The following is a 13,237-nucleotide window of genomic DNA, read 5'->3' on the forward strand; positions in this document are numbered from 1 at the left end:
GTGCGCGCGGCAGCAGCTGCATAGGCGGCGGGATAGCTCGCCCCGGAGGCAAGCTCCTCGGCTACCGCCGCCTTCATGTCAGCGCTCTCGTCCGCCAGCCGCTCTGCGAGCGGCTGCAACTTCTCGAGCGCCCCCGCTTCGCTGCCGAAGCATAGATGCGTCACGACGCCGGTGGCGTCGAGCAGCGCGGCGGCGCCATAGGCGAACCACTCCGCCGGCTGCAGCGCATAGGCGACCGGCAGCTCCAGCACAAGATCGACGCCGAGCGCGAGCGCCATCTCTGCACGAGCCCACTTGTCGACGATGGCCGGCTCGCCGCGCTGCAGGAAGTTGCCGCTCATGACGGCGACTGCGGCATCCGCCCCTGACAGCCGCTTTGCCTCGGCGAAGTGATAGGCATGCCCATTATGTAGGGGGTTATATTCTACGATTAGTCCAACGGTTTTCATGTATTCATCACCCTTTTAGAGGTAGTTCAAAAAGTCAACTTTTGATCACGAAGTAATTCAAGTGGGTCACTCGACATCGAATCTTGCGTTCACCCTAGAAGTCCGGTACTCATGTAGGTTTTGCCTACACTCCGTTCCTCCTTCTTCGGATTCACGCAACCTTCTCGGTGCTGAAAAGCTGACGTTTTGAACATTCATTGAAAAGAGGTAGTTCAAAAGTCAACTTTTGATCACGAAGTAACTCAAGAGGTTGATTCGACATCGAATCTTGCGTTCACCCTCGAAGTCCAAGCGGATGCTTACGAGGTATGCTTCCTTTGGAAGCATTTCGCTCATGTAGGTTTTGCCTACACTCCGTTCCTCCTTCTTCGGGTTCACGCAACCTTCTCGGTGCTGAAAAGCTGACGTTTTGAACATTCATTGAAAAGAGGCAGTTCAAAAGTCAACTTTTGATCACGAAGTAACTCAAGAGGTTGATTCGACATCGAATCTTGCGTTCACCCTCGAAGCCCAAGCGGATGCTTACGAGGTATGCTTCCTTTGGAAGCATTTCACTCATGTAGGTTTTGCCTACACTCTTAAGTATAGAATATACCATAGGAATGGTTTTTGTCGGAAAGTCACGGATTGATATGGGTCAAATGGTAAACTAAACGCCTTACGGCTGTTGACAAAACTTGCTCGGAATCGGTATAATAATTTTTGTTTGTTTGGAGTGATATTTCATGATTTTGCAACTTCGACAATTGGCTTCATCCGATCGACCGGTGGATCTCCATCAGGAGCTGGATATAAGCCATGTGATCAAGGGACGCAAGGATACCGCCGGCGCGGGGCCGCTGAAGGCCGACCTGCGGGCTGCTTCTTCCGAGGGAGGAGTCGTCCATGTAACCGGAAACCTTGCAGGCCGGTCGGACATGTTCTGTTCCAGATGTCTGAAGCCCGTGAGCCACAAAGTTGATATTCCATTTGAAGAGAGCTTCAAGCAAAGCGATCATCCGGACAGCGAACCGGAGGACGGGGAAGAAGAGGTTACCTATGTAGCGGAGGACCAGCTTAATCTGGTGCCGTATATCGAGGAGGCCTTGCTTCTGAACTTGCCTTACGCTGTAATTTGTAGTGATGATTGCAAAGGGCTTTGCCCGATTTGCGGAACCGATCGGAATGAGCGGGATTGCGGCTGCAATACGGAGAGAATTGATCCTCGTCTGGCCTCGCTCGGCGATTTTTTCAAAAAGTAAACAAAGCTTGAAGTGAACGGTTTGATCTGATTAAGGAGGTGGGAACCATGGCAGTACCTCAACGGAGAACGTCCAAAACGCGTCGCGACAAACGTCGTACGCATTTTAAATTGGCTGTGCCGGGCATGGTAAAATGTGAACAATGCGGAGAATTGAAGCTTGCTCACCACGTATGTAAAGTATGCGGAACATACAAATCTAGAGAAATTATCAACCAATAAGATAATGATTCTAGGAACCACGAATAGTATCTCATTCTTTTGAGATACTATTTTTTTTGCCATTTATGAGGTAGTTCAAAAAGTCAACTTTTGATCACGAAGTGTTTCAGTAGTTGATTCGACATCGAATCTTGCGTTCACCCTCGAAGTCCGGTACTCATGTAGGTTCTGCCTACACTCCGTTCCTCCTTCGTCGGGTTCTCGCAACCTTCTCGGTGCTGAAAAGCTGACTTTTTGAACATTCATTGAAAAGAGGTAGTTCAAAAAGTCAACTTTTGATCACGAAGTATTCCAAGGGGTTGATTCAGCGTCGAATCTTGCGTTCACCCTCGAAGTCCAAGCGGATGCTTACGAGGTATGCTTCCTTTGGAAGCATTTCGCTCATGTAGGGTCTCCCTACACTCCGTCTCCCTTCTTCAGGTTCACGCAACCTTCTCGTTGCTGAAAAGCTGACTTTTTGAACTTACACTTTATGCTTGATTCGCTGTGATTCGGATGATGAATGGGGAAGAGTCTCTTTCTTTTTGAAGGAAGATGTTTTATACTTGGATTTAGTACCTGGTTCTAAATTAATGATATCTCAGAGTATCCTTAGATATAAACCTGGTTGTTCAGGGGGTGTTGTCCATCGAACGCGTGCCGAAGAAAGAACGCCAGCAGCAGCTGGTGAAGCTGATCGAAGATAATCCGTTTATGACAGATCAGGAATTGACGCGTCATCTCAAGGTAAGCATACAGACCATTCGGCTTGACCGTCTGGAGCTTGGAATTCCCGAGCTCAGGGAGCGGATGAAGCTGATGGCTGAACGCTCATACGATCAGGTCAGATCGCTGCCGCTTCATGAAGTGATCGGGGAGGTCGTCGACCTGCAGCTGGATCGAAGCGGGATATCCATCTTTGAAATCCGCGAGGAGCATGTCTTCTCCCGGACAGGAATTGCCCGGGGCCATCATGTGTTTGCCCAGGCGAACTCACTGGCCGTGGCTGTCATTAATGATGAGATTGCCCTGACTTTCTCTGCGGACATTCGATTTATCCGTTCCGTGCATCTGGGAGAGAAGTGCATCGCCAAGGCTTATGTGCGTCAGACGCCGGAGCTGAAGGGGAAAGCCAAGGTTGAAGTGTTCACTTATGTGGGTGAAGAGATGGTGTTCCAAGGAAACTTTGTCATTTACCGGTCCACCGGGGATGACAACCAAGGGTAGAGGGAGGAAACTTGCATGCGGATCGCAATTGATGCGATGGGCGGAGATCACGCCCCGAAGAGTACGGTGGAAGGGGCGCTTGCGGCGGCCAAGGAATGGAGCGATATCGAGCTTATTCTAGTAGGCCGAAAGGAAGAGCTGGAGCCGTTGTTGAAGGAAGCTCCGGCGAACATTACGCTTCATCATGCCGAAGAGGTGATCGAGGCTGAGGATGAACCGACAAGAGCGGTTAAACGCAAAAAGGATGCTTCGATGGTCGTTGCCGGGAGATTGGTTCATGATGGTTTGGCGGATGCGATGATATCGGCAGGTAACACGGGGGCGCTCATGACCACAGGACTGTTCGTGGTAGGCCGGATGGAGGGCATCAAGCGTCCTGCGCTGGCTCCGATGATCCCTACGCTGGACGGGCGAGGTGTATTGGCACTGGACCTGGGAGCAAATATGGATTCCAAACCGGAATATCTGGCCCAATTTGCCGTGATGGGCAGCATCTATCGCCGCAAGGTGCATGGACTGGAAAATCCCCGCGTAGGTCTTCTGAATGTCGGAACAGAGCCGGGTAAGGGGAATGAGCTTACAAAGGCGGCCTATCCGCTTCTGGAAGGATTGCCAATTAACTTTGTAGGCAATGTCGAGGCGCGTGATGTGCTGACAGGAGCTTGTGATGTGCTGGTGTGTGACGGCTTTGCCGGTAATATTTTGCTGAAATCGCTGGAAGGAACGGCTAGTGCGCTCTTCTCCTTGCTCAAGCAGGAGTTCACCAAATCGCTCAAGAACAAGCTCGCGGCTGCCGTATTAATGCCTTCTATGCGGGGATTGAAGCAAATGATGGATTATAAGGCACATGGCGGGGCACCCCTGCTTGGACTTGGGGGTCTTGTGCTCAAGGCTCATGGTTCGTCTGATGGCGAAGCCTTCATGAATGCGGTTAGACAAGCGCGCGAAGCGGTTAAAGCAAAGCTTAATGACAGTATAGCGGAAGAAATCAGCAGAGAGCAGGTGGGACAATGAATACAATCCGGCCGATTGGTATTATCGGGTACGGTAAATATGTGCCTGAACGAATTTTGACGAATGCAGATATGGAGAAAATGGTAGAGACCAACGACGAATGGATCGTGTCGCGTACAGGAATCCGCGAGCGCCACATCGCAGCGCCGGAGCAGGCTACTTCGGACCTGGCTTATGAGGCGGCAGTTCAGGCGCTGAAAACGGCGGGAATGTCGGCGGAGGATCTGGAATTGATCATCGTAGCTACGATAACTCCGGATACCTTCTTCCCCTCCACCGCTTGTATTTTGCAGGATAAGCTGGGAGCGAAGAAGGCGGCGGCATTTGATTTGTCCGCAGCCTGCTCCGGGTTTGTGTATGGGATGGCTACGGCCAATGGCATGCTTCAGACAGGGATGTACAACAATGCGCTCGTTATTGGAGCAGACGCGTTGTCCCGGATTACGGATTATACCGACCGCAACACCTGCGTGCTCTTCGGAGACGGTGCCGGCGCTGTCGTGCTGGGCGAGGTTTCACCAGGCAGAGGCTTCCTTTCCTTTGATCTCGGGGCGGAAGGCTCGGGCGGAAGCCTGCTCAAGCTGGAGGCCGGCGGTTCCCGGCTGCCTGCATCTGAAGAGACGATTCAGGATAAGAAGCATTATATTTACATGAACGGACGCGAGGTGTTCAAGTTTGCGGTTCGTGTAATGGGGACGGCAACCGAAGAAGTGCTGCGCAAGGCCGGAAAGGGCAAAGAGGATATCGATCTGCTCGTTCCGCATCAGGCGAATATCCGGATTATTCAATCCGCTATGCAGCGTCTCGATTTGCCTGAGGAGAAGTGCGTGATCAATGTTGATAAGTACGCGAACACCTCGGCAGCGTCGATTCCGCTTGCGCTGGTAGAAGCGGCGGAAGAAGGACGGATGAAAGAGGGAGACACGATTCTGCTCGTAGGCTTTGGCGGCGGGCTGACTTGGGGAGCTTCCGTGCTTGTTTGGTAATGACATGAATCTGAGTGTAGCAAGGAGTTGCTAAAAGGAATGGGGAAAATCGCATTTGTATTTCCGGGGCAAGGCTCCCAATCAGTCGGAATGGGGAAGGATCTCTACGACCAGCTTCCGGAGGCCCGGTCCAGATTTGAAGAAGCGAACGAAGCCTTGGGCTTTTCGTTGACAGGCCTTGTATTTGAGGGCCCGGAATCCGAATTGAAGCAGACGGCCAATACACAGCCTGCGCTGCTGACCACAAGCTATGCATTGTATGAAGCCTTCGCAGCGAAAGGAATCAAGCCTGATTACATGGCCGGACATAGTCTTGGAGAATACAGCGCTTTGGCGGCCTCTGGCGTGCTTTCTTTTGAGGATGCGGTCAAGATTGTCCGGGCCCGCGGCCAGTTCATGGAGCAGGCTGTGCCTGGAGGGCAAGGCGCTATGGCTGCTGTGTTAGGTGCAGAACGTGAAGCTCTGGCTGCACTGTGCGGCGAGATCTCCGACAGCGGCGCTGTCGCTGAGCTGGCTAGCATCAATTGCCCGGGACAAATCGTCGTATCCGGGGCAAAAGAGGGGATCGAGCAAGTGACGGCCAGAGTCAAAGAGATCGGTGCCAAACGGGCGATTCCGCTGGAGGTTAGCGGACCGTTCCATTCATCATTGATGAAGCCGGCATCCGAACGGCTGGAGGCTAAACTGTCTGAGGTCGCTTTCCATGATGGGACTACTCCGGTAGTAGCCAATGTAACGGCCCGGCCGGCGCAAGAGGCATCCGAGATACCTTCCCTGCTTGTCCGTCAAGTCTACAGCCCGGTATTGTGGGAGGACAGTGTAGCTTGGCTAATCGAGCAAGGCGTGGATACTTTTGTAGAGATTGGACCAGGCAGCGTGCTGACCGGCTTGATCAAGAAGATCGACAAGTCGGTCCGGCTGTTTAACGTCAGCAGCTTGGAAAGCCTGGAGCGGACGGTTGCGGAGCTGGCAACTGTATAAGTTAAGCTAAAAAAGCTGCGCTGCGTAGAAAAAGGAAAAAGTGTGAAGTCGGATAGACGAAAATCGGCTTAAGACAAGGCATCGTGAGGTCAGGGCATAAGTGTGAAGGGTTGTGAAGAAGCGTCAGCGTTCGCCTTTGTGAGCGGATTTCATCCTAGTTAGAACTTAGTCCAATTTTAGAAATCTGCGAACAACAGCGATCGTAGCAACTCTTCACACGTTGCCTTCAGCGCATGAAAGTTGGCTTTAAAGTGGATTCCAGGAAAGGAGATGAACAAGAAGATGGCAAAATTGCTTGAGGGACAAACGGCTCTTGTAACGGGAGCATCCCGCGGCATCGGCAGAAGCATCGCGCTGGCATTAGCGGAAGCGGGGGCTAATGTGGCGGTGAATTTCGCCGGGAACGAGGCTGCCGCCGCTCAGGTTGTATCCGAGATTGAGGCGATGGGCGTCAAAGCCTATGCGGTTCAAGGGCATGTCGGCAGCAGCGAACAGTTTGAAGCGATGGTCAAGGGCGTGCAAGAGGCCTGGGGCCGGATCGACATTCTGGTGAATAACGCCGGCATCACGAGAGATAATCTGATTATGCGGATGAAAGAGGAAGAGTTCGATCAGGTGATCGAGACGAACCTGAAAGGGGTCTTCAACGGCATCAAGGCTGTCACTCGCCCTATGATGAAGCAACGCAGCGGGCGGATCATCAACATTTCTTCGGTTGTGGGTGTTTTAGGGAATGCCGGGCAGGCGAACTATGTTGCCGCAAAGGCCGGTGTTATCGGTCTGACTAAGTCTTCAGCCCGTGAACTGGCTTCCCGCGGCATTACGGTCAACTGTATCGCTCCCGGCTTTATCGAGACCGATATGACGGACCAGCATCCGGCAGACATTAAGGAAGGCATGCTGGGAAGCATCCCGCTGGCGCGTCTTGGCAAGGCTGAAGAAGTTGCCAAGGTGGTTGTATTCCTGGCTTCTGATGCGGCATCCTATATGACCGGTCAGACGCTGCACGTAGACGGCGGTATGTACATGTGACTTGCTTCCAGGGGTCTATGGCATTTTAGAATTAATTCTCGTATAATACCAAGGAGGAGGTGAACCGGAAATGTCCGATGTATTGGATCGCGTAAAACGCATCGTAGTGGATCGCCTTGGCGCTGATGAGGCTGAAGTGACGCTCGAAGCTTCTTTTAAAGATGATTTGGGTGCTGACTCCCTCGATGTCGTGGAATTGGTCATGGAGCTCGAAGACGAATTCGACCTGGAAATTTCAGACGAAGATGCAGAGAAGATTACGACCGTAGGTGAAGTTGTAAGCTACATACAATCTCATACCTAAAGTCATCTACAAAGTCCCGTACCTTCTTATCAAGCAGGCGGGACTTCTCCTCATCTTTGGAGATTGGCCAGTGTCAATTTGAACGATATTACACATGAAGTCTATAAGAGGTGAATGTGTTGAAGCATAGAGTAGTAGTAACGGGAATGGGTGCAGTAACAGCATTGGGATATGAGCTGGACGCATTCTGGAATAATTTGATTCAAGGCAAATCCGGCGTGTCTCTCGTTGAAGCCTTTGATGTCAGCGAGTATCCGACCCGGATTGCAGCTTCCGTAAAGGATTTCAATCCGGAAGATTATGTAGATCGCAAGGAAGCCAGAAAGATGGACCGTTTCGTTCAGTTCGCGGTAGCGGCTGCGACCAATGCGCTTAAAGACAGCGGCCTTCAAATTGGCGAAGATGCTGATCCCGACCGGGTAGGCGTGATGATCGGATCGGGAATCGGCGGACTTGGCACCTGGGAGGATCAACACGATGTTCTGGTGCAAAAGGGACCGAAACGGGTCAGCCCGTTCTTTATCCCGATGATGATCGCGAACATGGCTTCAGGCCATGTATCGATCCTGTTCGGAGCCAAGGGGCCGAACAGTACGGCGGTGACTGCGTGCGCGACCGGAACTCACTCCATCGGCGACTCGTACAAGCTGATTCAACGCGGCGATGCCGATGTAATGATTTGCGGAGGCGCGGAAGCAACGATCCGTCCGATGGGGATGGCCGGCTTCTGCTCGATGCGGGCTATGTCTACCCGCAACGACGAACCTGAGAAGGCAAGCCGTCCGTTTGACAGCGAGCGTGACGGATTTGTCATGGGCGAGGGCTCGGGCATTATGATTCTGGAATCGCTTGAGCATGCGCAGAAGCGCGGAGCAAAGATTTACGGCGAAGTGATCGGATACGGTCTCAGCGCAGACGCTCATCACATGACTGAGCCTGATCCGAACGGTCCGGAACGCTGCATGAAGATGGCGATACGCGATGCTGGCATCGATCCGGCTGAAGTGGACTATATTAATGCGCACGGAACCTCGACACCGGTCGGTGACCGGTCAGAGACTATTGCAATCAAGAATGCGTTTGGCGATCATGCTTACAAGCTTGCTGTTAGCTCAACCAAGTCGATGACAGGTCATCTGCTCGGTGCGGCTGGCGGTGTGGAGGCTGTAATCTGTGCCTTGACGCTGAATAACGGAAAAATTCCGCCAACGATTAACCTAGAGCATCCTGATCCTGAATGTGATCTGGATTATGTACCGAATGTTGCTCGGGAGGCTGATGTGAAGGTGGCCATGTCCAATTCCTTCGGTTTTGGCGGACACAATGCAACACTTATTTTGAAGAAATTCGAAGCATAAGGGGACAGTCTGTTGAGTGAGGATTTGAAGCAACTACAACAAAAACTTCAACTGGCATTCCGGAACAAGCAATTGCTTAAGCAAGCATTTACCCATGCTTCCTATGTCAACGAACATCGGTTCAGTCAACAGGAGGATAATGAACGATTGGAATTTCTCGGCGATGCGGTGCTTGAATTAACGGTATCCGAGCATCTGTACCGGATCTTTCCTGATCGTCCTGAAGGCGAATTGACGAAGCTGCGCGCAGCGATTGTCTGTGAGCCTTCTCTTGTCCGGTTTGCGGAGAGCCTGGAGTTCGGCAAATATGTGCTCCTTGGTAAAGGGGAGGAGCTGACAGGCGGCAGAACGCGCCCGGCCTTGCTGGCCGATGTGTTCGAATCGTTCATCGGTTCCCTGTACCTGGACCAGGGGCTGGAGGCAGTGACGAAGTTCCTGCACAGCTTTGTATTCACCCAGATCACCTTCGACGGCAAACTGCAGACAACCGATTACAAGACCGAGCTGCAGGAGCTGACCCAGCATCATAATATGGGGGCGTTGGAGTACCGCATCATTGAAGAACGGGGACCGGCTCACGAACGGGAATTTGTCTCTGAGGTGTTCATGGAAGGTGAAGGGCTTGGCCGAGGTAGCGGCCGTTCCAAGAAAGAAGCGGAGCAGCAGGCTGCTGCTGTTGCGCTGGAACGGTTGAAGCAGAGCCAATTGGATTAGTCTTTTAGGGTAAATATGCATAGGGCTGGCCGACATCGTTGCGGCCAGCCCTTTTTATGGGAAGAAGGACAGTTTCATGACATTGGCTTGTGACTTCTGTGCCTGTCCGACAAGCCTTCCAATATGATACAATAGGGGCTAGAGGTGATCGTGAAGGTATGTTTTTGAAACGGATCGAGCTATCAGGCTTTAAATCGTTTGCCGACAAGACGGAAATGGAATTCGTCCGCGGTATTACCGCCGTGGTTGGACCTAACGGAAGCGGCAAGAGTAATATCTCCGACGGAATCCGCTGGGTTCTGGGAGAGCAGAGTGCCAAGAGCTTGCGCGGCGGCAAGATGGAGGATATTATCTTCGCTGGCAGCGATGCCCGTAAAGCGGTTAACTATAGCGAGGTGTCCTTGACACTGGACAATAGTGATCATGTTCTTCCGCTGGATTTCAATGAGGTTACGGTAACCCGGAGGGTGCACCGCAGCGGGGACAGCGAATATTTGATCAACAAGCAGTCCTGCCGGCTGAAGGATATTACGGAGCTGTTCATGGATACCGGGATCGGCAAGGAAGCTTATTCGATTATCGGACAAGGACGGATCGAGGAAATTCTGAGTACCCGCTCTGAGGATCGCCGGGGCATCTTTGAAGAGGCATCCGGTATTGTCAAATACAAGAGCCGTAAGCGAGAAGCACGCCGGAAGCTTGACGAGACGGAACAAAACCTGCTGCGTATTCACGATCTGGTCAGTGAACTGGAGGACCAAATCGGCCCGTTGAAGGATCAATCCGAAAAAGCGTTGAGGTATAAAGAGCTCCGCGAGCAGTTGAAAAATAAAGAAATATCGCTCTATGTTCATCAAATTGAACAGATCCACACGAGCTGGAGCGATGCCAATACGAAGCTGAACCGGCTGAAGGAAGATCAGACCGCTTTGTCTACGGTAGTGTCTGCCCATGATGCCGGGTTGGAGAGCGACAGACTTGCTCTTCGCCAGATTGAGGATAAGATTGAGCAGCTGCAAGGTCAATTGCTTGAATTCAGCGAAAGCTATGAGAAGAATGAAGGCTATGGCGAACTGCTCAAGGAGCGCGCCAGAAACCTGGTGCAAAACCGGGAACAGCTGCGCCAGTCTCTGGAGGTCAGTGAACAGCGCTATGCTCAGCGTGCAGCGGAGATGGAGGAGCTTGCAGCCAAGGTTGCGGCTGCCGAGAAGCAACTGAACGAGCTGCGAACCCAGCTTTCTGCCGAGGAGGCTAAATTAGCCGGGGTCACAGGCGGAATCAGTCAGGCCCAGGAGGAAGGACTGAAGGGTCAGCTTCTGGAGATTATGAACCTGATGGCCCAGACTCGCAACGAAGTCCGTTATGCCGAGCAGCAGAAGGAGGACGTACAGCGCCGGATGACCCGTTCTGAAGAAGAAGGGATCAAATGGCAGGAAGAGCTGGAACGCTTGAAGGCGAAGAAGGCGGAGCTTGAGCAGGCACTTGCCGGACTCGGCGAGGAAATATCTGCTCTGCGGGGGAAATATATCTCCGAGAGCGAGCGGGTTCAATCCCTGGAGAAGCTGGTGGAAGAGAGCCGGAGCGGGATCCGCAAGTGGGAGCAAAAGCGCGAAGCGCTGATTTCCCGAAGAGATACGATGAAGGAAATGGACGATGATTTTGACGGCTTTGCACTTGGGGTCAAGGAGGTGCTTAAGGCAGCTCGCAAATCTGCGCTTCATGGCGTGCATGGCGCGGTTGCTGAATTGATCACCGTTCCCGAGAAGCTGGAGATCGCTGTGGAGACTGCGCTTGGCGCGGCCATGCAGCATATCGTGATGGAGAATGAAGCCGTCTCGCGTCAGGCTATCGCATTTCTGAAGCAGCGGCAGCTGGGACGCGCTACATTCTTGCCGCTGGACGTTATACGACCGCGTCAAATCTCGCCGGCCGATAAGCGTCAGATGGAGGATGCGGATGGCTTTGTGGGCATCGGAGCGGACCTGGTCGGCTTTGAAGCGCGTTATGGTGATATTGTCGGCAGTCTGCTCGGGAATGTCGTGTTTGCTACGGATTTGGAACGGGCCAATAAAATGGCAGCACGCTGCCAATACCGTTTCCGGATCGTAACCCTGGAAGGCGATGTGGTCAATGCCGGCGGTTCGATGACCGGGGGCAGCCAGCATCGCAAGAACAGCAATCTGTTGGGAAGAAAGCGCCAGCTGGAGCAGCTTGCGGCGGATATTGCCGAGAGTGAAGCTATGCTGGACAAGCTGCAGAAGGGACTTGCCGATGTGCGGGAGCAGCTCCAGAGCGCAGAAAGCGGACTGGAAGGCCTGCGTGAAGCGGGTGACCGCAAGCGTGCGGAGGAGCAGACGGTGGCAGGCGACCTGAAGCAGCTTAATCACGAATGGCGCCATGTGTCCGAGCAGTTCGAATTGTATGGCCAGGAAAAGGGACACTATCTGAAAGAGCTGGAGAACCTGGATAAGGCCAAGGCTGAAGCCGAGCAGAAGCTGGTACAGCTTGAGCGGGAGGAGCAGCAGGTTCACCAGTCGATTCATGCGGCTGAATTTGCTCGCAAGGCGAATGAATCGGCGAAGGAAGAGCTTCAGGATACATTGACCGAGCTGAAGGTCAAGGAGGGGAAGCTCGACCAGGAATGCTTCTCGGTTCGTGAGCAGCTTCGCCGCTCCGAGGAAGATTGCACGATCATGAGACGCGAGCTGGAACAGAATCGCGCGATTATGCAGTCCATTGAGGCGGATCTGCAGCAAAATGAAGAGCAAAGCGTCACGCAGCGGGAAGACTTGAATGATTTCAAGCTCAAGAAGGAGCGTGCCGGCGAACAATTGGAACTGGAACGGGCTTCCCGCGCCGCCCTGGTTCGCAAGCTTGAGGAAGGCGAAAGCGAGACCAAGGAACAGCGCATCGCGTTAAGAGCGGTGGAGGAGCAGCTTCGCCAGAACGAGATTCAGGCCAACCGGCTTGATGTGGAGCTTGATAATATTCTGCGGAAGCTGGCGGATGATTATGAGCTTAGCTATGAACGGGCCAAGGTCCTCTATCAGGTGCCGGAGGATGTGCCTCAGACCCAGAACGATGTCCGGGAGCTGAAACGCCAGATCACGATGCTTGGCGAGGTCAATCTGGGGGCCATTGAGGAATACCAGCGAGTAAATGAACGCTACGAGTTCCTCAGCGAGCAGAAGAATGACCTTGTTGAAGCCAAGACGACGCTTTATCAGGTGATTAAGGAAATGGACGATGAAATGTCCAAGCGCTTTAAGACGACCTTCGATGCCATCCGCCGGGAATTCTCGATCGTCTTCACCAAGCTGTTCGGCGGCGGCCGTGCGGATTTGATCCTGATCGATCCGGAAAACCTGCTGGAGACCGGAATCGATGTGGTAGCTCAGCCGCCGGGTAAGAAGCTGCAAAATTTGCAGCTGCTGTCGGGTGGAGAACGGGCGCTTACAGCTATGGCGCTGTTGTTTGCTATTTTGCAGGTGAAGCCGGTGCCGTTCTGTGTGCTTGATGAGGTTGAGGCGGCGCTTGATGAAGCCAATGTGGCGCGTTTTGCCCAATATTTGCGCGAGTTCTCCGAGCAGACCCAGTTTATCGTGGTCACGCACCGTAAAGGGACGATGGAGGAAGCGGATGTACTGTACGGCGTAACGATGGAGGAAGGCGGCGTATCCAAGCTCGTATCCGTCAAGCTGGAGGACGAAGAGACGATGGAAATCGCCTAA

Annotated in this window: 12 protein-coding genes; 11 read left to right on the forward strand and 1 reads right to left on the reverse strand. The window is 52.9% G+C overall.

The genetic code is table 11. From position 1 onward, the window contains the following. Positions 1 to 449 (reverse strand): nucleotidyltransferase family protein (locus TX85_RS27385; protein ID WP_233500732.1); only part of this gene is annotated, 449 nt, incomplete at its 3' end. 725 nt (positions 450 to 1,174) lie between these two features. Between TX85_RS27385 and TX85_RS06645 the strand changes: the two genes are divergently transcribed. The 11 genes from TX85_RS06645 to smc all read left to right on the forward strand — a co-directional run bounded on the left by TX85_RS06645 (position 1,175) and on the right by smc (position 13,237). Next, on the forward strand, positions 1,175 to 1,690 hold the full coding sequence (locus tag TX85_RS06645) for a YceD family protein (RefSeq protein ID WP_044478306.1): 516 nt from the start codon (positions 1,175 to 1,177) through the stop codon (positions 1,688 to 1,690). A 47-nt stretch (positions 1,691 to 1,737) separates the two neighbouring features. Continuing rightward, on the forward strand, positions 1,738 to 1,911 hold the full coding sequence (rpmF, locus tag TX85_RS25800; RefSeq protein ID WP_018750828.1) for a 50S ribosomal protein L32: 174 nt from the start codon (positions 1,738 to 1,740) through the stop codon (positions 1,909 to 1,911). A 636-nt stretch (positions 1,912 to 2,547) separates the two neighbouring features. Further along, positions 2,548 to 3,117, forward strand: coding sequence for a transcription factor FapR (fapR, locus tag TX85_RS06650; RefSeq protein ID WP_044479872.1), 570 nt, complete (start codon positions 2,548 to 2,550; stop codon positions 3,115 to 3,117). A 15-nt stretch (positions 3,118 to 3,132) separates the two neighbouring features. Then, the gene (plsX, locus tag TX85_RS06655) at positions 3,133 to 4,131 is read left to right on the forward strand and encodes a phosphate acyltransferase PlsX (protein WP_044478307.1); all 999 of its coding nucleotides are present in this window, start codon (positions 3,133 to 3,135) and stop codon (positions 4,129 to 4,131) included. Then, entirely contained in the window at positions 4,128 to 5,117 is a 990-nt protein-coding gene (locus TX85_RS06660; RefSeq protein ID WP_044478308.1) for a beta-ketoacyl-ACP synthase III, read from the forward strand. The genes plsX and TX85_RS06660 overlap by 4 nt, the downstream gene beginning before the upstream one ends. A gap of 39 nt (positions 5,118 to 5,156) precedes the next feature. Further along, positions 5,157 to 6,098 carry an ACP S-malonyltransferase gene (gene fabD / locus TX85_RS06665; protein ID WP_044478309.1) on the forward strand — a complete coding sequence of 314 codons (942 nt, stop codon included), beginning with the start codon at positions 5,157 to 5,159 and terminating at the stop codon, positions 6,096 to 6,098. Positions 6,099 to 6,380: 282 nt separating this feature from the next. Continuing rightward, complete coding sequence (gene fabG / locus TX85_RS06670) at positions 6,381 to 7,130, forward strand: 3-oxoacyl-[acyl-carrier-protein] reductase (protein WP_044478310.1); 750 nt, start codon at positions 6,381 to 6,383, stop codon at positions 7,128 to 7,130. A gap of 70 nt (positions 7,131 to 7,200) precedes the next feature. After that, the gene (locus TX85_RS06675; RefSeq protein WP_044478311.1) at positions 7,201 to 7,434 is read left to right on the forward strand and encodes an acyl carrier protein; all 234 of its coding nucleotides are present in this window, start codon (positions 7,201 to 7,203) and stop codon (positions 7,432 to 7,434) included. A gap of 119 nt (positions 7,435 to 7,553) precedes the next feature. Continuing rightward, complete coding sequence (gene fabF / locus TX85_RS06680; RefSeq protein WP_071784171.1) at positions 7,554 to 8,792, forward strand: beta-ketoacyl-ACP synthase II; 1,239 nt, start codon at positions 7,554 to 7,556, stop codon at positions 8,790 to 8,792. Between the two features lie 12 nt (positions 8,793 to 8,804). Further along, on the forward strand, positions 8,805 to 9,506 hold the full coding sequence (gene rnc / locus TX85_RS06685) for a ribonuclease III (protein WP_044478312.1): 702 nt from the start codon (positions 8,805 to 8,807) through the stop codon (positions 9,504 to 9,506). A gap of 158 nt (positions 9,507 to 9,664) precedes the next feature. Further along, on the forward strand, positions 9,665 to 13,237 hold the full coding sequence (smc, locus tag TX85_RS06690; protein ID WP_044478313.1) for a chromosome segregation protein SMC: 3,573 nt from the start codon (positions 9,665 to 9,667) through the stop codon (positions 13,235 to 13,237).

The organism is Paenibacillus antibioticophila, from assembly GCF_000455265.1.
In the GTDB taxonomy this organism is placed as follows: domain Bacteria; phylum Bacillota; class Bacilli; order Paenibacillales; family Paenibacillaceae; genus Fontibacillus; species Fontibacillus antibioticophila.

Excerpts from the sequence above, each read along its gene's own strand:
- TX85_RS06645 (WP_044478306.1), top strand. The coding sequence starts at position 1,175 with ATGATTTTGCAACTTCGACAATTGGCTTCATCCGATCGACCGGTGGAT.
- fabG (WP_044478310.1), top strand. The coding sequence starts at position 6,381 with ATGGCAAAATTGCTTGAGGGACAAACGGCTCTTGTAACGGGAGCATCC.
- TX85_RS06675 (WP_044478311.1), top strand. The coding sequence starts at position 7,201 with ATGTCCGATGTATTGGATCGCGTAAAACGCATCGTAGTGGATCGCCTT.
- rpmF (WP_018750828.1), top strand. The coding sequence starts at position 1,738 with ATGGCAGTACCTCAACGGAGAACGTCCAAAACGCGTCGCGACAAACGT.
- smc (WP_044478313.1), top strand. The coding sequence starts at position 9,665 with ATGTTTTTGAAACGGATCGAGCTATCAGGCTTTAAATCGTTTGCCGAC.
- plsX (WP_044478307.1), top strand. The coding sequence starts at position 3,133 with ATGCGGATCGCAATTGATGCGATGGGCGGAGATCACGCCCCGAAGAGT.
- fabD (WP_044478309.1), top strand. The coding sequence starts at position 5,157 with ATGGGGAAAATCGCATTTGTATTTCCGGGGCAAGGCTCCCAATCAGTC.
- TX85_RS06660 (WP_044478308.1), top strand. The coding sequence starts at position 4,128 with ATGAATACAATCCGGCCGATTGGTATTATCGGGTACGGTAAATATGTG.